This window comes from Pseudomonas antarctica, from assembly GCF_001647715.1.
Classification (GTDB): domain Bacteria; phylum Pseudomonadota; class Gammaproteobacteria; order Pseudomonadales; family Pseudomonadaceae; genus Aquipseudomonas; species Aquipseudomonas antarctica_A.
The window spans coordinates 5,203,450-5,224,480 of sequence record NZ_CP015600.1; the positions used below are offsets into that span (position 1 = coordinate 5,203,450).

The 21,031-nt window shown below is 59.3% G+C and carries 18 protein-coding genes and 1 pseudogene; 11 read left to right on the forward strand and 8 right to left on the reverse strand.

The genetic code is table 11. From position 1 onward, the window contains the following. Window positions 1-17 precede the first annotated feature (17 nt). The 8 genes and pseudogenes from gap (at window position 18) to A7J50_RS32335 (ending at window position 9,079) form a co-directional block, all read left to right on the forward strand. Entirely contained in the window at window positions 18-1,019 is a 1,002-nt protein-coding gene (gene gap / locus A7J50_RS23615; protein ID WP_064453966.1) for a type I glyceraldehyde-3-phosphate dehydrogenase, read from the forward strand. 221 nt (window positions 1,020-1,240) lie between these two features. Further along, a complete protein-coding gene (locus tag A7J50_RS23620; protein WP_064453967.1) occupies window positions 1,241-1,759 on the forward strand; it encodes an RNA polymerase sigma factor in 519 nt (172 codons plus the stop codon). A gap of 74 nt (window positions 1,760-1,833) precedes the next feature. Continuing rightward, window positions 1,834-2,802 (forward strand): FecR family protein, encoded by a 969-nt coding sequence (locus A7J50_RS23625; RefSeq protein ID WP_064453968.1) that lies wholly within the window; start codon window positions 1,834-1,836, stop codon window positions 2,800-2,802. Between the two features lie 116 nt (window positions 2,803-2,918). Further along, entirely contained in the window at window positions 2,919-5,483 is a 2,565-nt protein-coding gene (locus A7J50_RS23630; RefSeq protein WP_064453969.1) for a TonB-dependent receptor, read from the forward strand. A 138-nt stretch (window positions 5,484-5,621) separates the two neighbouring features. After that, entirely contained in the window at window positions 5,622-6,230 is a 609-nt protein-coding gene (locus tag A7J50_RS23635) for a biliverdin-producing heme oxygenase (protein ID WP_064453970.1), read from the forward strand. A gap of 169 nt (window positions 6,231-6,399) precedes the next feature. Further along, the gene (locus A7J50_RS23640) at window positions 6,400-6,801 is read left to right on the forward strand and encodes a YbaN family protein (protein ID WP_064453971.1); all 402 of its coding nucleotides are present in this window, start codon (window positions 6,400-6,402) and stop codon (window positions 6,799-6,801) included. 280 nt (window positions 6,802-7,081) lie between these two features. Beyond that, window positions 7,082-8,221, forward strand: a pseudogene (locus A7J50_RS32330) (HAMP domain-containing protein); the annotation flags it as partial. Window positions 8,222-8,323: 102 nt separating this feature from the next. Next, entirely contained in the window at window positions 8,324-9,079 is a 756-nt protein-coding gene (locus A7J50_RS32335) for a methyl-accepting chemotaxis protein (RefSeq protein ID WP_407016289.1), read from the forward strand. Window positions 9,080-9,218: 139 nt separating this feature from the next. Here A7J50_RS32335 and A7J50_RS23650 read toward each other — a convergent pair whose 3' ends face one another. Continuing rightward, window positions 9,219-9,782, reverse strand: a complete 564-nt coding sequence (locus A7J50_RS23650) for an NAD(P)H nitroreductase (protein ID WP_064453973.1) — start codon at window positions 9,780-9,782, stop codon at window positions 9,219-9,221. A gap of 139 nt (window positions 9,783-9,921) precedes the next feature. Between A7J50_RS23650 and A7J50_RS23655 the strand changes: the two genes are divergently transcribed. Genes A7J50_RS23655 through A7J50_RS23665 form a run of 3 tightly spaced genes read left to right on the forward strand, consistent with a single transcriptional unit; the run spans window position 9,922 to window position 13,557 of the window. Continuing rightward, window positions 9,922-11,361, forward strand: a complete 1,440-nt coding sequence (locus A7J50_RS23655; RefSeq protein WP_064453974.1) for a di-heme oxidoredictase family protein — start codon at window positions 9,922-9,924, stop codon at window positions 11,359-11,361. A gap of 31 nt (window positions 11,362-11,392) precedes the next feature. Next, window positions 11,393-12,457, forward strand: a complete 1,065-nt coding sequence (locus tag A7J50_RS23660) for an imelysin family protein (protein WP_064453975.1) — start codon at window positions 11,393-11,395, stop codon at window positions 12,455-12,457. A gap of 2 nt (window positions 12,458-12,459) precedes the next feature. Further along, window positions 12,460-13,557: a DUF1513 domain-containing protein gene (locus A7J50_RS23665; RefSeq protein WP_064453976.1), complete on the forward strand. Its 1,098-nt coding sequence runs from the start codon at window positions 12,460-12,462 to the stop codon at window positions 13,555-13,557. A 53-nt stretch (window positions 13,558-13,610) separates the two neighbouring features. On the opposite strand, the gene A7J50_RS23670 is transcribed toward A7J50_RS23665, so the two are convergent. From A7J50_RS23670 to colR, 7 genes are all read right to left on the reverse strand, one after another. Then, window positions 13,611-15,161 (reverse strand): alginate O-acetyltransferase AlgX-related protein, encoded by a 1,551-nt coding sequence (locus A7J50_RS23670; RefSeq protein ID WP_064453977.1) that lies wholly within the window; start codon window positions 15,159-15,161, stop codon window positions 13,611-13,613. 11 nt (window positions 15,162-15,172) lie between these two features. After that, window positions 15,173-16,600: an MBOAT family O-acyltransferase gene (locus A7J50_RS23675; RefSeq protein WP_237140865.1), complete on the reverse strand. Its 1,428-nt coding sequence runs from the start codon at window positions 16,598-16,600 to the stop codon at window positions 15,173-15,175. Window positions 16,601-17,112: 512 nt separating this feature from the next. Continuing rightward, window positions 17,113-17,340: a hypothetical protein gene (locus tag A7J50_RS23680; protein WP_053257809.1), complete on the reverse strand. Its 228-nt coding sequence runs from the start codon at window positions 17,338-17,340 to the stop codon at window positions 17,113-17,115. After that, entirely contained in the window at window positions 17,337-18,056 is a 720-nt protein-coding gene (locus tag A7J50_RS23685) for a lipopolysaccharide kinase InaA family protein (RefSeq protein ID WP_064453979.1), read from the reverse strand. The genes A7J50_RS23680 and A7J50_RS23685 overlap by 4 nt, the downstream gene beginning before the upstream one ends. 4 nt (window positions 18,057-18,060) lie before the next feature. Continuing rightward, entirely contained in the window at window positions 18,061-18,741 is a 681-nt protein-coding gene (locus A7J50_RS23690; RefSeq protein ID WP_064453980.1) for a class I SAM-dependent methyltransferase, read from the reverse strand. 189 nt (window positions 18,742-18,930) lie between these two features. Then, complete coding sequence (locus tag A7J50_RS23695) at window positions 18,931-20,211, reverse strand: sensor histidine kinase (protein ID WP_064453981.1); 1,281 nt, start codon at window positions 20,209-20,211, stop codon at window positions 18,931-18,933. Continuing rightward, window positions 20,201-20,884 (reverse strand): two-component system response regulator ColR, encoded by a 684-nt coding sequence (gene colR / locus A7J50_RS23700; protein WP_016975511.1) that lies wholly within the window; start codon window positions 20,882-20,884, stop codon window positions 20,201-20,203. Before colR ends, A7J50_RS23695 begins: the two co-directional genes overlap by 11 nt. Window positions 20,885-21,031: the final 147 nt, after the last annotated feature.

Consider the following 21,031-nt stretch of genomic DNA (forward strand, 5'->3'; position numbering starts at 1 on the left):
ACGACAGGCACTTTCCAATGACTCTTCGTATCGCAATCAATGGTTTTGGCCGTATCGGCCGTAATGTCCTGCGCGCACTGTATACCCAAGGCTATCGCCAGGATTTGCAGATCGTCGCCATCAACGATTTGGGCGACAGTTCGATCAACGCCCACCTGCTCAAATACGACACCGTACATGGCACTTTCGAAGCAGAGGTCGCCCACGATCAGGAAAGCCTGACCGTCAATGGTGACCGGATTGCCGTCAGTGCCATTCGCAACCCGGCCGACCTGCCGTGGGCTGCGCACAAGATCGACGTGGTGTTCGAGTGCACCGGTCTGTTTACCGACCGTGACAAGGCTGCCGCCCATATTACTGCTGGCGCACGCAAGGTGATCATCTCGGCCCCGGCCAAAGGCGCCGATGCCACCGTGGTTTACGGTGTGAACCATGACATTTTGCGTCAATCGCACCAGATCATCTCCAACGCGTCGTGCACCACCAACTGCCTGGCGCCGGTCGCCCAGGTGCTGCACCGCGAACTGGGCATTGAAAGCGGCCTGATGACCACCATTCACGCCTACACCAACGACCAGAACCTGACCGACGTCTACCACACCGACCCGTACCGTGCGCGCTCGGCGACCCAGAACATGATCCCGAGCAAAACCGGCGCCGCTGAAGCGGTAGGCCTGGTGCTGCCGGAACTGGCGGGCAAACTGACCGGGATGGCGGTGCGTGTACCGGTGATCAACGTGTCCCTGGTGGACCTCACCGTGCAGTTGAAAAAAGACGCCACGGCCGAGCAAGTCAACGCCCTGCTCAAAGAAGCCAGCCAGCACTCGAAAATCCTCGGTTACAACACCCTGCCGCTGGTTTCCAGTGACTTCAACCATAACCCGCTGTCGTCGATCTTCGATGCCAATCACACCAAGGTCAGCGGCAAACTGTTGAAAGTGCTGGCCTGGTACGACAACGAATGGGGCTTCTCCAACCGTATGCTGGATAACTGCCTTGCGCTGTGCAACGCCGAGTAATACTCCGCCTGTGTAGGAGCTGGCTTCTGTGGGAGCTGGCTTGCCTGCGATAGCATCACCTCGGTTTGACTGAAATACCCAGGTGCCTGCATCGCGGGCAAGCCCGGCGCCCACAAAAAACCCTTCCCATATTTGATCGGTGCTGGCTCACAGCAATAGCCACTTGCCATTTCAGTTGATGATAAGCATTATCATTAACTGCCTATCGGTCTGGTGTCACTGTGAGCCAATCTCGCTTCAACCAAGTCTTTCTCACCCAACGGGTGATTCTGCTACGCACTTTGCAGCGGATGGTGAATAACCCCAGCACCGCCGAGGACCTGTTGCAGGAAACCTATCTGCGCGTCACCCGGGCCCTCAGCGAGCGGCCGATCGACCACCTCGAACCCTTCGTCTATCAAACCGCGCGCAATCTTGCGTTGGATCATCTGCGCTCGCGCAGGATCCAGGCGCGCACGCTGCAGGAAGATGTCCCGCTGGACGTGCTGCAAAGCGTCGCCGATCCCATCAGCACACCCGAAGACGCGACCCAGGCCGAGCAACTGCTCGAACACCTGAGCGTCAGCCTCGGCCAGTTGAGCGCCCGCCAGCAGCAGATTTTCATCCTCAGCCGCCTGCACGGTTGCAGCTATCAGGAGATTGCCGACCAGTTGCAAGTGTCCTTGAGCACCGTGCAAAAGGAACTGAAATTGATCATGGCCATCTGTGTAGGTGTGGCCGAACGTCTGGATCAGCCTTAAGCTTCACCCGACAGAAGTGTCGATCCAGATTGCAGGAAAAATGAATAGAACGTGGCGAAGACCCGAGGAACACCGTGACGGCCCCGAATAAACTGCGTCCCCATGAGCTGGCTCATGAGGTGTTGCAAGACACGGCTATGGACCAGGCTCTCGACTGGCTGATCGCCTTGCAGTGCCCGCAACCCGGGCAGCAAGCCGAGTTCGACGCCTGGCTGGCCAGCGACCCGGCGCACCCGCACGCATTCAGCAAAGCCCAGGCCGCCTGGGGTGGCGCGCCGGTGTACAGCGCCGCTGTGGCGCTGGCCGCGCCGCGCAAGCCGACGGTCTGGCGCCGTATCAAACCCCATTGGAAACCGATAGCCACCGCCGCCGTGTTGCTGATCGGCCTGTTCAGCTTCAGCAACCTGCCCGTTCGCCTGCAAGCCGATCACCTCACGGTGGTCGGGGAACGCCAGCGTCTGCAGTTGGACGACGGCTCCAAAGTGCTGCTGAACACCAACTCGGCGTTTTCCAGCAGCATCAAGGACCAGCAGCGCGTCGCCCGCCTGTACCAGGGCGAGGCGTTTTTCGAAGTGACGCCCAACCGTGGCCTGCCCCTGGAGATTGACGCAGGCCCCGTGCGCGCCAGCGTGCGCGACACCGACTTCGCCGTACGCTATCTCAACGGCGAGGCCCAGGTGCAGGTGCAGCGCGGTGATGTCGACCTGAGCAACACGTTCGATGATGCCCGCGTTCGCCTGAGCGCCGGCGAGAGCATCCGTATCGGCCCAAAGGGCTTTGGCCAACCCGCCAAGCTGGATGCCAGCAAGGAGCTGGCCTGGGTCCAGGGCCGGCTGGTGTTCGAAAACTGCCCAATGAGCGAAGTGCTCGCCGAGCTGCGCCGCTATTACCCGGGCTGGATAGTCAACAACAACGACAAGCTCGCCAGCACCGCCGTCACCGGCAACTACCGCCTCGACCAGCCCCTCAACGTGGTGCGCTCGCTGGCGCACATCACCTCGGCCAAGCTTTCGGAATACCCGGCGCTGGTGATCCTGAACTAAATGAGAATTATTTTTACTCGATAGTAACCGGCGGTACGTCTCGTTATAGCCAATGCAACTGATTCCTATTTGATTCGGTTCGCAACTATAAGATTCGTATCTCCGGAGCGCTCTCGATGTACTCTCGTTTCAACCGCCGGTCCTCTTCGCCCGTCCTGTCCTTGCTGACCGCTGCCCTCCTGCTGGCCAGCGCGCCGGCCATGGCCGCCAACGCCGCCGAACCTGCCGCGCGCAGTCACGGCAATTACAGTTTCAGCATTGAGCAGCAACCTCTGGTTTCGGCATTGAATGCCTTTACCGCCGTGACCGGCTGGCAAGTCGGCCTGCCCGCAGAGTTGGGCCAGGGCGTATCGTCCCCCGGTGTGCGCGGTGCACTGTCGCCGGAAAAAGCCCTGGACCGGCTGTTGGTGGGGACCAACCTGAGCTATCGCAAACTGGGCAATAACACCATCGTTCTGGAGAAACGTGCGGCGGGCAGCGTGCTCAACCTGCAACAGGTGACCATCAGCGCCACCCGTAACGAGCAGGACGTCAGCAGCGTGCCAAGCACCGTCACTGTTCAGGATCGCAAGGCGCTGGACCGCCAGAACGTCAACACCATCCGTGAACTGGTGCGCTACGAGCCCAACGTGTCGGTCGGCGGCGCAGGCACCCGCGCCAGCAACGCGGGCTACAACAATCGTGGCATCGACGGCGACCGCATCCTCACTCAGGTAGACGGTGTGGAAGTGCCGGACAACTTCTTCAACGGCCCCTACGCCAAGACGCGCCGCAACTACGTCGACCCGGAAATCGTCAAGCGCGTGGAAATCCTCCGTGGCCCGGCCTCGGCCCTCTACGGCAGCAGCGCGATCGGCGGCGCAGTGAGTTACTTCACCCTCGATCCGGACGACATCATCAAGCCCGGCCAGGACGTCGGCGCCCGCCTGAAAACCGGCTACAGCTCCGCCGACGACAGTTGGCTGACCTCCGGCACCGTCGCCGGCCGCGTGCAGGACTTCGACGGCCTGCTGCACCTGAGCCAGCGCAATGGCCATGAAATGGAATCCTACGACGGCAACAACGCCACCGGCCTGGCCCGCACCGGGGCGAACCCGGAGGATGCGCGCACCACCAATATCCTCGCCAAGTTGGGCTGGAACTACGGTGACGACAATCGCCTGGGCCTGACCTACGAGAAGTTCAAGGACGATCGCGACGTTAACTTGAAGAATGCCGTGGGCGGACCGTTCATCGGTGGTCGTGGGATGAATCTGTACCGCGCCCGCTCAGGCAACGACACCATCACCCGTGAGCGCTTCGGCCTGGAAAACACCTTTGCCCTCGAGTCGCCGGTTGCCGATCGCATCAAGACCAGCCTGAACTACCAGATCGCCAAGACCGACCAGACCACCGCCGAAATCTACCAGGCGGGTCGTCGCGTATTACGCACCCGTGACACGCTTTACGAAGAAAAGCAGTGGGTCTTCGACGCGCAACTGGACAAGGCTTTCAGCATCGGTGAAACCGATCACCAGGTGACCTATGGCACCACACTCAAACAGCAAAAAGTGACCGGCTCCCGCGAAGGTTCAGCCTCCTGCCTCGCCGTTGGCTCGGGTTGCACGGCCGTCGGCGCCCCAAGCCCCATGGCCGGCGACAGCGTGAAAAAGTCCAGCGACTTCCCGGACCCGACCATCAACACCTACTCGCTGTTTGCGCAGGATCAGATCACCTGGAACAAATGGACCTTCCTGCCCGCCGTGCGCTACGACTACACCCAGCTCAAACCCAAGCTGACCCAGGAATTCCTCAACACCGTCGATCCTAACCGGATCTACGATCACAGCAATGCGGAAAAAACCTGGCACCGTGTCACCCCTAAATTCGGCCTGACCTACGCGCTGACCGATCACTACACCTGGTTCGGCCAATACGCTGAAGGCTTCCGCACACCGTCGGCCAAAGCCTTGTATGGCCGCTTTGAAAACTTGAATGAGGGCTACACCGTCGAGCCCAACCCGAATCTCAAGCCTGAGAGCAGTAAAGGCGTGGAAACCGGGATTCGTGGCAACTTCGACGAAGGTTCGTTCGATATCGCTGTGTTTTACAACAAGTACCGCGACTTCATCGACGAGGACGCCTCGGTTGCCGGCGGCACCGTGCAACAGTTCGAAGCCAACAACATCAAGCACGCCACCATCAAGGGCATTGAAGCCAAAGGTCGCCTGAACCTCGACGCCTTCGGCGCACCGCAAGGCCTCTACACCCAAGGCTCGGTTGGCTACACCTACGGCCGCAACGACGACAACGGCGAGCCGCTCAACAGCGTCAACCCACTTAAAGGCGTATTCGGCCTGGGTTACGAGCAAGAGCAATACGGTGCGTTGGTCAGCTGGACGCTGGTCAAGAAACAGAATCGCGTCGACAGCACCACCTTCCACGCACCTGATGGCAGCACCAGTGCCCCGTTCAAAACGCCTGGCTTCGGCATCGTCGACCTGACCGGCTACTACAAAGTTACCAACGACGTGACCATCAACGGCGGCCTCTACAACCTCACCGACAAAAAATACTGGAACTGGGATGACGTGCGCAGCTACGACGGTGTCGGCGAAGCGGGTGTTACAGCGCCCGCCAACCTCGATCGCCTGACCCAGCCCGGCCGCAACTTTGCGATCAACCTGATCTGGGACATCTGACCACTTCCTCCTTGCCTCGCCACGATTAAACAGCGGCGAGGTGAGGATTTTTTACTGTGCCGCGTCTTCTTGTTCGTCTAGTTGATAACCGCTCTCTTTAGGGCACCCAGGCGCTACTCTTCTCAAGGACTTTTTTCGATGACCGCTTCCCCTACCGCAGAACGCCCAAGCCTGCGCTCCCAGCGCCTGAACCAGATCACTCACGCGCCGCACACCCAGCTCGATGCGCTGGTCAAAGCCCACGCCCCGTTCGAAACCCAAGCCAACTTCGCCCGCTTCGTGGTCGCGCAATACCTGTTCCAATCAGAATTGGTAGCCCTGTACAACGACCCCGAGTTGATCAAGATCGTCCCGGACCTGGCCGAGCGCTGCCGCGCCGATGCCGCCAAGCTGGACCTCGGTGACCTCGACACTGAAGTGCCAGCACCGGTCGCCGGCGCCGTGAAAAACCCGAGCAAGGCCGAAGCCCTGGGTTGGCTGTTCGTGTCCGAAGGTTCCAAGCTGGGCGCTGCGTTCCTGATCAAGCGCGCCGTAGGCCTGGGCCTGAGCGAAACCTTCGGGGCCGGCCACCTCGGCGAGCCGGCCGGCGGTCGCGCCGAAGGCTGGAAGCGTTTCACCCGCACCCTCGACGGCCTGGCGTTCAGCGCAGAAGAAGAAGCCGCGGTCGAAAAAGGTGCGATCGATGCGTTTGTGCGCTTCACCGTGTTGCTGGAACAGGCGTACGCTACGGCCCCTGAACTGGCGTAAATACGCCGGTAGAAACCGGTTCAATGTGGGAGCTGGCTTGCCTGCGATGGCGGTGGGCCAGCCCCCGATGTGCAGGCAGGCAGTCCGCTATCGCAGGCAAGCCAGCTCCCACATTTGAGCGCATTTCAGTTCGGATAATGTGTAACCCTCTCACCAGATAAGCGTCACCATGACCGGCAAAACCCAATCCACCTCAAAAATCGCGCAGATCCTCTTCGGCCTGCTGGCCTACGTCAGCCTGGGCATTGGGTTGGTGGCGATTGTCATACCGGGTTTGCCCACCACCGAATTCATCCTGCTGGCCGCCTGGGCCGCGACTAAAAGCTCGCCGCGCTTGAGTGCCTGGCTGGAAAACCACCGGCTGTTCGGGCCGATTCTGTTCAACTGGCGCAACGGCAAGATCATCGCGCGCAGGGCCAAAGTCAGCGCCACTGTGAGCATGTTGCTATGTGCCGGTTTGATGCTGGTGATGCTCGACCACGGCTGGCCGATCTACCTGGCGATTGCCGGGATGAGCCTGGGCAACCTGTGGATCTGGTCACGCCCGGAACGGCTTGCAACCCCCGTATAACGCCGCGTTCAAGCTTTTGCCTACCGCTCATCGCCTCCGCCTCATGAAACATCACGTTACGCCGATGTTCCGGACATAGCGCCGAATGGACTTGGCTCGCCCTGCTTGCTTTCTAACAAGTCCAATCGCGAGTGAACCTATGTTCGACACCCTCTCCATCCGCTTGAAAATAGTGCTGCTGTCGGGCCTTTGCCTCCTGGGGGTGATCGCGCTGATCGTCGGCATCAACCTTTACGAGGCCGACCAGAACAACCGACTGGTCAGCGAATCAAGCTCGCGAATGCTCACCAACAGTGTGCAGAACCTGTTGCAGGCCAAGGCCGCTGAACAGGCCGTACAACTGCAAAAAACCTTCGGCGAAAGCCTGGTCGTCGTCACCGCGCTGGCCGACCAGATCAAGGGCCTGCGCAACACGGCCGCCAAGCGCGGGCTGGACGCGAGCGCCCTGCGTGAAGAACTCAACCAGAGCCTCAAGACCGCCTTCGAGCGCAACAGCAAAGTGCTGGGTATCTGGCTGTCGTTCGAACCCAACGCCCTGGATGGCAAGGACAGCGAGTTCGTCGACGACAAAGCCCGCGTTTCCAACGAAAAAGGTCGCTTCTCCAGCTACTGGAGCCGCGCCGGCGGCGATGGCCTGAACACCGTGATGGTCGAAGACGACCTGATCAAGACCACGCCCAATCTCAGCGGTACGCCCTACAACATCTGGTACACCTGCCCACGAGACACGCGCACTGTGTGCCTGCTGGACCCGTACGCCGACGAAGTCGCCGGCAAGCAGGTGCTGATGACCACCATTTCGCTACCGTTAATCGTGGACGGTAAAGTCATCGGTGTGGTGGGCATCGACCTGGCCTTGAATGCCCTGCAAGCCGCCACGGACGCGGCGCAAAAAGACCTGTTCAACGGTGCCGGCTACCTGGAAATCCTCTCCAGCACCGGTTTGATTGCGGCATTCAGTGGCCAACCGGACAAGGTCGGCAAAAACCTGATCGACACCATTGGCGCCGAAGGCAAAGACATCGTGCAACTGCTGGCCAGTGAAACCCGCATGATCCGCGAACAGGACGACACGATTCGCGCTGTGTACCCGGTGAAACCCATTGCCGATGCAAAATCCTGGGGTGTGGTCATCAAACTGCCAAAAGAAGTGATGCTGGCCGACGCACTGAAACTGCAAGGGATACTCGACAAGGCCCAAAACGCCTCCACGCTCAAAGCGCTGCTGGTCGGCGCGGCCGCCGCCTTGCTCGGCTTGCTATTGATCTGGCTGACCGCCACCGGCGTCACCCGCCCCATCAATACCGTCGCCGCCATGCTCAAGAACATCGCCAGCGGCGAAGGTGACCTCACCCAGCGCCTGAGCTATGCCAAGAAAGACGAATTGGGCGAGCTGGCAAACTGGTTCAACCGCTTCCTCGACAAGCTGCAGCCGACCATCGCACAGATCAAGCAAAGCATCACCGAAGCACGTGGCACGGCAGATCAGTCTTCAGCCATCGCGCGCCAGACCAGCGAAGGCATGCAGGTGCAGTTCCGCGAAATCGACCAGGTCGCCACCGCCTCCAATGAAATGAGCGCTACCGCCCATGAAGTGGCCAACAGCGCCTCCAACGCCGCCAGCGCGGCGCGCGGGGCGGATCAGTCGGCGCGTGATGGCATGTCGATCATTGAACAGAGCACCCGTGATATCACCACCCTCGCCGACGAAGTCAGCAAAGCGGTGAGTGAAGTCGAAGCCCTGGCGGTGAACAGCGAGCAGATCGGCTCGGTGCTGGAAGTGATCCGCAGCATTGCCGAGCAGACCAACCTGCTGGCACTCAACGCCGCCATCGAAGCCGCGCGCGCCGGGGAAAGCGGGCGTGGCTTTGCGGTGGTGGCCGACGAAGTGCGCAACCTGGCCAAACGTACCCAGGATTCGGTGGAAGAGATTCGCCTGGTGATCGAACGCATCCAGAGCGGAACGCGGGGCGTGGTAGCGACTATGCATTCCAGCCAGCACCAGGCCCAGAGCAATGCCGGGCAGATCCATCAAGCGGCGCAAGCGTTAGGCAAGATCAGCGATGCGGTGACAGTAATCAGCGACATGAACCTGCAAATCGCCAGCGCCGCCGAACAACAGAGCGCTGTGGCCGAAGAGGTCAATCGCAACGTTTCGGCAATCCGCACCGTGACCGAAACCCTCACCAGCCAGGCCACCGAGTCGGCGGCCATCAGCAGCCAACTGAACGCGTTAGCCAGCCAGCAGATGAAGTTGATGGATCAGTTCAAGGTGTAACGCCTGACTTGAAAATGATGATGAGCAAATGTGGGAGCGGGCTTGCTCGCGAATGCGGTGTGACAGTCACTGGATGTATTGACTGATCCACCGCATTCGCGAGCAAGCCCGCTCCCACATAAAGCAGATCTGCGCTTTCTTACAGACCAGTCCAGACTGTAACAAACGGCGTCAGGTCTTCTTTCGGCGCAGTGCGCGGCGGGTTCTGCGGGGTGCCCAGGTAGAGGAAGCCAATCACTTCCTCATCTGCCGTCAGCCCCAGGCCTTTGGCGACGTGAGCCGAGTAGGACAATTCACCGGTGCGCCACACGGCACCAATCCCCTGAGCGTACGCCGCCAGCAGAATGCCGTGGGCCGCACAGGCGGCCGCCAGCAGTTGTTCGGACTTCGGCACTTTGAAGTGTTCTTGCAAACGGGCAATCACCACAACGACCAGCGGTGCGCGCAATGGGCCGTTCTGGGCCTTGTCGATGGCGGCTTGCGGCGCGTCGGCGTCCTGCAGTCGCGCGGCTTCGGCCAGCAGCGTGCCCATTTGCTCACGGGCCGCGCCTTCCACGGTCAGAAAACGCCATGGGCGCAGTTGGCCATGGTCGGGCGCGCGCATGGCGGCGGCGAACAGCACGTCGCGCTGCTCCTGGGTCGGTGCCGGTTCCAGCAAACGCGGCACGGAAACACGGTTGAGCAAAGCGTCGAGAGCCTGCATTGGCCACCTCCAGATAAAAATGTGCGGCCATTCTAGCGGTAATGAATCGGATTCCACCAAACGATAATTGCTCTTATTCAATCCGCCCTGCCCTGTTAGACTTTGCGGCCTTATTTTCCGCCTTCGTTCAGGGAATTCGATGTTCCGTTCGTTTCTTCGCCTGTGCGCAACATTGATGGCCTTGAGCCTGACTGCTTGCGATGACGCCCCACGCTTCACCAAGGCTGAGCCCGGTGAAGCGCGAGCTGGCGGCGCGACGACGGTCAACAAGCGCGACCAGAACGCGTTTTCCCTGCCCTCGGCCAACCTTGCACCCAGCCGCCGCCTGGACTTCAGCGTCGGCAACAGCTTCTTTCGCAGCCCCTGGGTGATCGCGCCGTCCACCACCACTGCGCGCGATGGCCTGGGCCCGCTGTTCAACACCAACGCCTGCCAGAACTGCCATATCAAGGATGGCCGTGGTCACCCGCCGCTGCCCGATGCGCCCAATGCGGTGTCGATGCTGGTGCGCCTGTCGATCCCCGCGCCTACCTCAGACCTGCCGGCCTACGCCAAGCTCATTGAACAGATCGGCGTGGTGCCAGAGCCGGTGTACGGCGGGCAACTGCAAGACATGGCCGTGCCGGGCGTAGCCCCCGAAGGCAAAGTGCGGGTCGACTACACGCCCGTCAACGTGACGTTCAAGGACGGCACGCAGGTCGAGTTGCGCAAGCCCGCCCTGCAAATCACCCAGCTCGGCTACGGCCCGATGCACCCGGATACACTGTTCTCGGCGCGAATCGCCCCGCCGATGATCGGCCTGGGCCTGCTCGAAGCGATCAGCGACGCCGATATTCTGAAAAACACCGACCCGAACACTGCCGACAAAGACGCCATCGTCGGCCGAGCCAACCAGGTCTGGGATGACGCCCGGCACACCACCGTCCTCGGGCGTTTTGGCTGGAAAGCCGGGCAACCCAACCTCAATCAACAGAATGTTCACGCGTTCTCCGGTGACATGGGCCTCACCACGTCGCTCAGACCCTTCGATGACTGCACCGACGCCCAAGTCGCCTGCAAACAGGCCCCTAACGGCAATGGCCCCGACGGTGAGCCGGAAGTCAGCGATAACATCCTGCGCCTGGTGCTGTTCTACACCCGCAACCTCGCCGTGCCGGTACGCCGTGGCGTCAACACGCCGCAGGTGCTGGCCGGGAAGAACCTGTTCTACCAGGCCGGTTGCCAGGGTTGCCATAAGCCAACGTTCACCACGGCCGCCAACGCTGCCGAACCCGAACTGGCCAACCAAGTCATTCGCCCCTACAGCGACCTGCTGTTGCACGACATGGGCGAAGGCCTGGCCGACCACCGCAGCGAATTCAAGGCCAGTGGCCGCGACTGGCGCACGCCGCCGTTGTGGGGCATTGGCCTGACGCAAACCGTCAGTGGCCACACTCAGTTTTTGCATGACGGCCGCGCCCGCAATCTGCTTGAAGCCGTGCTCTGGCATGGCGGCGAAGCGCAGGCGGCGCAGCAGCATGTGTTGTCCTTTAATGCCGAGCAGCGGGCTGCGTTGCTGGCGTTCCTGAATTCTCTATAAGCTTTGCCCCACTTACCGAAGGGAGCTCGACATGTTTCGTCCCAAGTTGTTGTTCACCAGCCTGGCCGCCCTCGCACTCGGCGCCTGCTCGCCTCAGGACCCGCAAGCCGTGACCTCGGCGGCCATCGCCAAGCAAGTGATCCTGCCGACCTACAGCCGCTGGGTTGACGCCGACCGCCAACTGGCCGTCAGCGCCCTCGCCTACTGCCAGGGCAAGGAAAGCCTGGAGACCGCCCGTGCCGACTTCCTCCACGCGCAAAAAGCCTGGGCCGAGTTGCAACCGCTGCTGATCGGCCCACTGGCCGAGGGCAACCGTTCGTGGCAGGTGCAGTTCTGGCCGGACAAGAAAAACCTGGTGGGTCGCCAGGTCGAGCAACTGGTTACCGCCCAGCCGCAGATCGACGCCGCCGCCTTGGCCAAGTCCAGTGTCGTGGTGCAGGGCCTTTCGGCCTATGAATACATCCTCTACGACGCCAGGACTGACGTCGCCGACGAAACCCAGAAAGCCCGCTACTGCCCGTTGCTGGTCGCCATCGGCGAGCGCCAGAAGGCCCTGGCCGAAGAGATCCTGGCCAGTTGGAACAGCACCGACGGCATGCTTGCGCAGATGACCAAGTTTCCGAACCAGCGCTACGCTGATTCCCACGAAGCCATCGCCGACCTGCTGCGCGCGCAAGTGACAGCACTGGACACCCTGAAGAAAAAACTCGGCACGCCAATGGGTCGCCAGACCAAAGGCATCCCGCAACCGTTCCAGGCCGATGCCTGGCGCAGCCAGTCTTCCCTGCAAAGCCTGCAGGCCAGCCTCGCGGCAGCCCAGACCGTGTGGGTCGGTGTCGACAACAAAGGCCTGCGTGGCTTGCTGCCGTCGGAGCAGAAGCCGTTGGCCGACAAGATCGACGCCGCCTATGCCGCGTCCCTGAAACTGTTCGCCGGCAACCCGCGCACCCTCAATGAACTGTTGGCCGACGATGCCGGGCGCCAGCAGCTCAACGATATTTACGACAGCCTCAACGTCGTCCATCGCCTGCACGAAGGCGAGTTGGCCAAAGCGCTGGGCATCCAACTGGGCTTTAACGCCAACGACGGTGACTGATGATGCTCAGGCGACAGGCTTTGGCGGTTGGCAGCGTGCTGCTCAGTGCGATCACGCTGGGTGGCTGGACGCTGTTCAAGCAAAAGGACAAAGGGCCGCTGCTGCTGTCGGCGCGCGATGATGCGGACGGCAAGCACTACGCCGTAGGCTATCGCCTGGACGGCAAGCAGGTGTTTGCCACGCAGGTTGGCCAGCGCTGCCACGACATCATCAACCACCCGACGCTGTCGATTGCGCTGTTCGTCGCCCGTCGCCCGGGCACCGAAAGTTACCTGATCGACCTGCGTGATGGCGCGCTCCTGCAAACCATCACGTCGAACGCCCATCGCCACTTTTATGGCCATGCGGTCATTCACAAAAGCGGCAACTGGCTGTACGCAACCGAGAATGACACCTCCGATCCGGGCCGCGGCCTGCTTGGCGTGTACACGTTCGAAGGCGAGCGACTGGTACACAGCGGCGAAATTTCCACCCATGGTATCGGCCCGCATCAGGTGTCCTGGATGCCCGACGGCGAAACCCTGGTGGTGGCCAACGGCGGCATTCGCACCGAAGCCGAAAGCCGTGTGGAGATGAACCTCAACGCCATGGAGCCGAGCCTGGTGTTGATGCGCCGCGATGGCAGCCTGATCAGCAAGGAAACCCTCGACCAGCAGATGAACAGCGTGCGCCATATGGGGATTGCCAGCGATGGCACGATCCTTACCGGGCAGCAGTTCATGGGGCCGTCCCAGGAGCGTTCCGAGTTGCTCGCGATCAAGCGCCCGGGGCAGCCGTTCGTGGCGTTCCCGGTGGCCGATGAGCAATTGCAGGCGATGGGGCATTACACCGCGAGTGTCGCAGTGCACAGCGAACTGCGCCTGGTCGCACTGACGGCGCCACGGGGCAATCGCTTTTTTATCTGGGACATGGACAGCGGTGAGCTGCGCCTGGATGGGCCTTTGCCGGACTGTGCCGGCGTGGGCGCGGTGGCGGATGGGTTCGTCGTCACGTCAGGCCAGGGGCGCTGCCGCTTCTACGATTGCCGCCAGCAGCAGTTGGTCGCCAAGCCATTGGAGTTGCCGGCCGGGCTTTGGGATAACCATCTGCACCTGATCTGATCGCCGTCATGCATAGGGCCACGTATGGCCCTATAGCGGTGGCAGCGTCTTTGTTACTTCTTTTTAACTGCGTCTGCGTTCACGCCGGTAGCCAGGTTCTTGAGTGAAAACCCTGAGCAGGCAGTGGTGCTGTCGATGTCAAAGCGAACATTGACGACTTGCTCTGTGGTCGGCCAGCCAGGCGCGCCGGACAGGTCCACAGACGTAGTGCCCTGGTTAATAAAGAACCGGGCGCTGTGGCTTTCCATGAACCCTTCAGTGGGCGTGGACCAGAAAATCTGCACAGGCGTGAGTTTTTCCGCTGGGTTGAAGCATTCTGCATCGAAGGTCAACTGATGCGACTTTGAACCCGTGGCCTGTGGGGCCATGGTGAACACGATGAAAGGGTCCGGGCCAGTAATGTCATAGCGCCCTGCCGTTTTCGTGGTTTTGACGTCGTTGATCAGCGAGACCGTGCCCTTGGCGGACGGCACAAACTCATCGCTATTGGGCGACATCGCATACAGCTCAGGCGGCGAAACGAACAAGCCGATTCGCGACCCGCGCTCTACCACGGAATACACAACGTAGTCAGGTTTGAAGCGCTCAACCAATTTGGTCAGGCTGTCACTGTCGAGGGCATCGTGGTGCACCTGAACCACATTGGAAAAGGTTGCGGCCATGAAGGGAGACATCGCGATGCCATACGAATCGCGCAGCCACAGGACCTTTTTATCATTCAGAGCGTCCTTGGAGACAAACAGCTCAGCGTGATGCGGTGGCTCTGATGGCATATTCTGGCTCGTACCCAGCAATTTCCCCGAGTCGTAGTCGTAACGATCAACCTTGATTTTGTATTTTTCGTCAAAGCTCAGGACAACTCTCTGATCACGCGTCGAGTTTTGCACGCGCTGGAACTTGGCCAAATCACCGCCGCCCTGCGGGAGAATAGAAGCCACTTTACCGTCGGCAGGATCCGGCCAAATCAGCTTCGGCTCAGCTTTGCGCAAGTTATCCGCCAAGGCGGTAAAGGCGATCCAGGCACCCAGGTTGTTCCAGTGAGTGTCGGTCTTGAAGTACAGCGGTGGGTTCTTGTCTTTCGCTACCAGGAGCGGTGTGAACGCATCGACGTACACCCCTTGCGGAGCAACTTTCAGCAACTGCGCGGTCACAGGGTTGGCCGAATGGGCCGCCCAAGCGGGCAAGAATTCCGGGTAAATGGAATCTTTATCGGGGCCAATCAACACGCGGTACTGCTTAACGCCGTGGTGTTTGTACCACTTGTCCCACTTGGCCTGCGTGTCCGCGACTTTCTCGACAGTGCTGGCCTCTTGCGGCGTCATACCGGTGCGTTTAACCGAAATAGACTTTATGTAGTCATCGCCCAGGAACAGCCAGCCATCCTTGCCCAGGATCACTTCACCCGGATCGATAGAAACCCCGACCATGCTGTAAAGGCTGCCCAACAACGGCATCGCAAAATCAACGTTATAGAGGAACGAGAGTTCCCACCATTTCACATTTTCATCGGTATGGCCGGGCAAGCGTGTTGCAAGATTGAAGACCGGCGAAATCATCAGGATCAGAAATGCAGAAATGAAAAAGACCGCTATTTTATTTTTCATCACGACACCGATCAAAAGTTAAAATACAAGAAGACGGTGCTGGTCGTCTTCAGGGTGGAATACATGGCAATCGCAAATACCAGCGTCATCCAGATGGTTTTTTTCCAACCAAATGCGCCTTCGACTGTCAACGTGAACGAGTTCTTCATCGGGGTGATAATGAAACCAATCAGAATCATCGCGAAGCAAATCGCGTTCACGGCGATACCCTGTGGAAGCAGGCTCAGCAAGTGATCCGACAGCACGCCGCCCCACGCCAGGTTGGCGGTGGGTATGGCACTGACCGGTGTACCGGTGATGGAGCCGAAATCAAACATTTTGATAATGATGTTATTCGCGTCCTGCATCGAGGTCGCGCGGAAAAACACCCAGGTGATATTGATAAACAGAAAAGTAACCAGCCAGGCCAGCGGGTTCGGCATGCTCATGCCCAACTGCTTCCAGACTCGATGGATAACCAGTGCACCACCGTGCAACGCGCCCCAGATGACAAACATCCAGCTCGCCCCGTGCCACAGGCCGCCGAGAATGAAGGTCAACATCAGGTTCATGTAGATACGCGGGGATGAACAGCGGTTGCCGCCCAACGGGATATACAGATAATCACGCAGGTAGCGACTCAAGGTCATGTGCCAGCGACGCCAGAAATCCTGGATGTCGAGGGACTTATACGGCGAGTTAAAGTTGATCGGCAGCCAGATATTGAATAACAGCGCCGCGCCGATCGCCATGTCGCAGTAGCCACTGAAGTCAAAATACAATTGGAACGTATACGACAGGCTGGTGGCCCAGGCGCTGTAGAAGTCATGATGAGCGCCGGGTGCATAGCCTGCGTCCGCCCACACCGAGAAGGTGTCTGCCAAAATGACCTTTTTGAACAGGCCCACGCTGAAAATGAAGATGCCCATCAGAATGTTTTTGTGGCGAACAAACAACGTCCAGCGCGATTCAAACTGGGACATCATTTCTTTGTGGTGAAGAATCGGGCCTGCAATCAGATGCGGAAAGAACGTCACAAACAAGGCGTAGTTAATAAAGTCATATTCTTTCGCCTCGCCGCGGTAGCTATCGACCAGGAAAGCGATTTGCGTAAAGGTGTAAAAACTGATGCCCAGTGGCAAGATGATTTGCTCAAACCCGACATGACCACCGGCCAGCGCGTTAAAGTTATCAATCAAAAAGTTTGTGTATTTGAAATAGGCAAGCAACGAAAGGTTTATCGCAATCGCACCGGCCAGCGCCCACTTTTTGGCCCGCGCCGTTTGAAGAGCCTTTGTATACGGCGAGACTAACCAGCCGCCCGCGTAGTTAAAGACAATTGAGCCCAGCAACAGCGGCAGGTAGGCGACACTCCAGTAACCATAAAAAAACAAACTGGCCAATACCAACCAGATCTTCCCGGCTGATACCAACCTGGCTTTGTTTAAAATAAAGTACACGGCAAACACTATTGGCAAATACACCAATATGAATATAGAAGAGCTAAAAATCATTGACCCACCCCAAAAAAACAAAACTTGCAGTTAAAGACCACTGCGTTCCAACCCTCATAAGAGCCGCAGGTATCTATCCTTCATGTTTACCACTGCAAGCGTTCATCTTGAGCTATTAACGTTCATCAACATTCACCCGTTCCTTCAGCTACCGATATCCGGTCGATTATCCTTCTCCCCCCCTTCTGCAATACGCAAAGCGTCGACAGAAGCCCCAGTCGCTGGAAAAAAGGAGAGCGAAGATACCATAGCGCGCAGGAATTCGAGCGCTTGAAACAGGAAAATTCCGACACGTCTGTCAGACATTTCCTAAGGGTTCCCTGCACCAATGCACGCTAGAGGCGTCAATTTTCAAACAAGGTGAGTCATTGGAACGGACGTCTTTCGGCGGGTATCTGCGCGTTCAGTAACGTAAAAGGCCCCGCAGTGCGGGGCCTTTTACGTTGGCTGTGATGTATTCAACTCTGCGGTCTCATCCCTTGGGACATCCCGAACATGAATAACAGCAAATCATGATCAGGCTTGACCGCCACACTGGCCTTGGCAACACGTGGTAACAGACATTGCCCGCTACCCTGCACCGCGCTCAGCACTTGTGTGCGAGGTTGTTCCCACGCAGCCAGCGCCAGGGCTGCAATGCCCAACGCGCCGACCAGGAACAAACCTCGTGCTATTTCTAGCTTCATCTGGTTAAACCCTTGATAGCGCTGCCAAACGCCGTCTCGTAAAAGTAGCTGAGTTTTTCCCAGTCGGTACTGCTCCACGACGAATGGCGCCGCAGTTGCAGCATGTCATGGGAAGCCGCCCGATAAGCGGTCAAACGCTGGCGGCACTTTTCGAAATCCAGCAGCGCCACTTCCACATTGGCCGAGTCGCCCTCGCCAGTCACCCGTACAAAGATGTGTTTGATGTACAGGCAACCATGCTGCCAGCGGCCCTTGTGCATGCGTGCCAGGGTGTAGGCCAACTCCTTGAGCACGCGTTCGTGAACCAACTCGCCGTACTGCTCGCGGCCACCGGCGGCGTACCAGTTTTCGATTTCATCGAATCCGTCCAATGACGCGGTCACCAACAGCGCTTTCCACTGGTGCTCCGGATCACGGCGCGCGCCGCAGAACACCAGTTCCGGTACGCGTACATCCAAGGAGCGCAGGCCCTTCAGGGCATCGCGCTCGCGCAACACGGTCGGACGTCCAAACGGGTGGAGCCAACTGCGGTAGATGTGCCCGGTCTGGCGCTTGCTGTAGAGCAAGCGGCCATTGGGGCTGATCACCCGTTGCACACCACTTTCCCCCCCACGTCGACGGTTGGGCTCCTCGACCCACTCGCCCCGTTGGCGCCAGAAATAATCAAATCGCTCTTCGGGAGCTACGTGACTGCCTGATACGCACTCAACTGCCATCCTGTTACCTCTTACGCAATACATATACTCGCCACATGGCGTAGAGCGGCATGAAGTCCAGGGACTCCTGAACCCGGAAACCGGCCTGCTCAAACTCTGCCTCAACAGTAGCAGCCGGTAACACAAACCGGTTTTGATAACCTTCCTGCTCACCTTTCTCGCGACGTTTCGCTTCGAGGCGCTTGCGTTTCCAGGCCTTGAAATTGCCATCTACCCACAGCGAAACAATCACGCTGTCGCGGGTAACTCGTTGAAATTCCTTCAGTATCGCTAGCCTGTGTTCCGCATCACCAATGTGGTGCAGCAGGCGCATACAGAAAATGCTGTCGACCGAGTTATCCGGTAAATCAATATCGAATGCAGACGTCTGCAAAGGACGTACCCGTTTCACCACTTCAGCCGGTTGGGCAATGGTGGCGACGTTCAACATCGACGCCGAATTGTCGGCCCCGATAATCACCCGGTTGGGCTTTTCCGCCAGCAACGACCAGAAACGTCCAGCCCCACAGGGCAGGTCCAACACCAAGCCTGGCTCGCCGGCCATGGCCAACGCGCCGCGCGCCAATTGCTCGTCGCGTTTGTGGGACAACCGGCGAGCCAGATTGTCCTGATGTTTGAGCAAATATTCTTGCGCGTGCTGATCGTCGTACTTTTCAGAAAAATCGAGCTTGATCGGGGTAGACATCAACGGTTCTCCAGTTGCTGATGCCTACAACCTTAAGCAGCGAAGTGTGACTAACAGGTCAACCCGTTGTGAAAAACTTGTCCTGTCCAGCCCCATACATTTCAAGACTTTACAGACACAATCAGTGGCATGGGGCCATCTTCGCCGAAAAGCGGGGTACCTGCCGCAGGATAGCGGCAGGGAGGGTGCTCAGGGTTTGACCTGGCTCAACTGCACATGAAAGCGGCAGCCATTGGGCTCCATGGTGCTCAGGCTGACGCTCCAGCCCTGGCTCTCGCAGATCCGTTGCACCAACGACAAGCCTAAACCGAGGCCTTCACCGCGCTTTTCGCTGCCGCGCACAAAGGGCTCGAACATCGCTTCACGCTTGTCTTCGGGAATCCCGACGCCGGAGTCTTCCACAACAAAGCCGCTGGGTTCGAGTGTCAGCCGGATAAAGCCCCGCTCGGTGTAGTGCAGCGCGTTGCGCAGCAAGTTGCCCATCACTGCATGCAAGAAGGTGGTGTTGTAGCGGGTATCCAGGGGATTGCCCGGGAGGTAGATCAATTCAAGGCCTTTGTGCTCGATGGGCTCGCGCCAGATGCCGAGCAAATCTTCGGCCACCTGGGTCAGGTTGACCTGGGGCGACATGGCCGCATCATCGTGTTTGGCACGGGCCAGCATCAGGAAGGTTTGCACCAGCTCGCGCATTTCTTCGCAGGCCCGGGCAATGCGCAGCACCTGATTGCGGCCGCGCTGATCAATGGCGGGGTTTTCCAGCAGCAGTTCACAGGAGCTGGCCAACACCATCAGGGGGGTGCGCAACTCGTGGCTGACATCGCTGGTAAACAATTGCTCACGAGACAATGCCTGCCGCAACCGGCCCAGGGTGGCGTCGAAGGCCACGGCCAGCTCACCGACTTCATCGGCCGCGTAATCCGGCGCCAGGGGCGGCGCCAGACCCAGCAACTGGTCACGATGACGAACCTGGCGCGCCAGACGCACCACGGGCGCCATCACCTTGCGGGCCAGCACCCAACCGAGGAACACCGCCAGCGCCAGGCTGAGTACAAAACCCACCAGCACTACGGCAAACAGTACGCGCTCGCGCTCTTCGAAATCGCTTTGGTCTTGCAGCAGGACGTAGCGCCGGCCATCGACCACTTCGACCATGGCGTGGTACGACAGCGACTCGCGAAACACCTCATGAAAACCCGGTTCCAGATGGCGCAAATCCTTGGGCAGTTCGAAATCCCCGGGCCCGCCGCTGAAATAGAACAGTTGATCCGGCTCTGGGCGATGGCTCCAGTCCTCGACACTGTCCATCAGCAACAGGCGCTGCAGGTCGCCGCCCAGGCCGGCCGAAATCAGTTTTTCTTCCACCAGGTGCACGGTCGCAACGATGCCCATGGCGAACGCCCCCGCCACCAGTGCGCTCATCAAGGCAAAGGCGATGATGATCCGCTGGGCGAGGCTTTGCTTAAACTCCATCACGCCCCTCGGCCAGGCGATAACCCACACCGTGCACGGTTTGCAGCAACGGCTTGGCGAAGGGCTTATCGATCACTTGGCGCAATTGGTGAACGTGGCTGCGCAGGCTGTCGCTGTCCGGGCAGTCGTCGCCCCACAGGGCTTCTTCGAGAATTTCTCGGCGCAACACGTGCGGGCTCTTTTGCATCAGCACCGCGAGCAATTTCAGGCCCACCGGGTTGAGCTTGAGCAGGCGCCCTTCGCGGGTCACTTCCAGGGTATCAAGATCGTAATGCAGGTCGGCCACTTGCAGCGCGCGACGGCCGCCCCCTTGGGCACGGCGCAGAACCGCTTCGATGCGCGCGGCCAATTCCGACAGGGCGAACGGTTTGAGCAGGTAATCATCGGCCCCGGATTTGAAGCCCTGCAGCCGGTCATCCAACTGGTCGCGCGCGGTGAGCATAATTACCGGCGTATCGCGACGAGCGTCTTCACGCAGGCGTTTGCACAAGGTGTAGCCATCGATGCCAGGCAGCATGATGTCGAGCACGATCAGGTCGTAATGCTCGGTGGCGGCCAGGTGCAAGCCCGACAAACCGTCCTGCGCACAGTCTACGGTATAGCCTTTTAGCCCCAGGTAATCGGCCAGATTGGCCAGAATATCGCGGTTGTCTTCAACCAATAAAATTCGCATGGGCAGTGTCTCCGTACGCGGTAACGGCCGTGTTGGCTCGCGCAGCTTAAGGCCAAGCGAGGCTCAGGGATAGAGCTGGACGCCACGTCGATATAGGTTTTCAACCAATTATACAAACCAACAAGTTTTTCACTATAGCTTCACAAA

What these genes read in the sequence shown, in the direction of transcription:
- gap (WP_064453966.1), top strand. Translation starts at nt 18, where the DNA reads ATGACTCTTCGTATCGCAATCAATGGTTTTGGCCGTATCGGCCGTAAT.
- A7J50_RS23630 (WP_064453969.1), top strand. Translation starts at nt 2,919, where the DNA reads ATGTACTCTCGTTTCAACCGCCGGTCCTCTTCGCCCGTCCTGTCCTTG.
- A7J50_RS23635 (WP_064453970.1), top strand. Translation starts at nt 5,622, where the DNA reads ATGACCGCTTCCCCTACCGCAGAACGCCCAAGCCTGCGCTCCCAGCGC.
- A7J50_RS23640 (WP_064453971.1), top strand. Translation starts at nt 6,400, where the DNA reads ATGACCGGCAAAACCCAATCCACCTCAAAAATCGCGCAGATCCTCTTC.
- A7J50_RS32335 (WP_407016289.1), top strand. Translation starts at nt 8,324, where the DNA reads ATGCAGGTGCAGTTCCGCGAAATCGACCAGGTCGCCACCGCCTCCAAT.
- A7J50_RS23650 (WP_064453973.1), bottom strand. Translation starts at nt 9,782, where the DNA reads ATGCAGGCTCTCGACGCTTTGCTCAACCGTGTTTCCGTGCCGCGTTTG.
- A7J50_RS23655 (WP_064453974.1), top strand. Translation starts at nt 9,922, where the DNA reads ATGTTCCGTTCGTTTCTTCGCCTGTGCGCAACATTGATGGCCTTGAGC.
- A7J50_RS23660 (WP_064453975.1), top strand. Translation starts at nt 11,393, where the DNA reads ATGTTTCGTCCCAAGTTGTTGTTCACCAGCCTGGCCGCCCTCGCACTC.
- A7J50_RS23665 (WP_064453976.1), top strand. Translation starts at nt 12,460, where the DNA reads ATGCTCAGGCGACAGGCTTTGGCGGTTGGCAGCGTGCTGCTCAGTGCG.
- A7J50_RS23670 (WP_064453977.1), bottom strand. Translation starts at nt 15,161, where the DNA reads ATGAAAAATAAAATAGCGGTCTTTTTCATTTCTGCATTTCTGATCCTG.
- A7J50_RS23680 (WP_053257809.1), bottom strand. Translation starts at nt 17,340, where the DNA reads ATGAAGCTAGAAATAGCACGAGGTTTGTTCCTGGTCGGCGCGTTGGGC.
- A7J50_RS23685 (WP_064453979.1), bottom strand. Translation starts at nt 18,056, where the DNA reads ATGGCAGTTGAGTGCGTATCAGGCAGTCACGTAGCTCCCGAAGAGCGA.
- A7J50_RS23690 (WP_064453980.1), bottom strand. Translation starts at nt 18,741, where the DNA reads ATGTCTACCCCGATCAAGCTCGATTTTTCTGAAAAGTACGACGATCAG.
- A7J50_RS23695 (WP_064453981.1), bottom strand. Translation starts at nt 20,211, where the DNA reads ATGGAGTTTAAGCAAAGCCTCGCCCAGCGGATCATCATCGCCTTTGCC.
- colR (WP_016975511.1), bottom strand. Translation starts at nt 20,884, where the DNA reads ATGCGAATTTTATTGGTTGAAGACAACCGCGATATTCTGGCCAATCTG.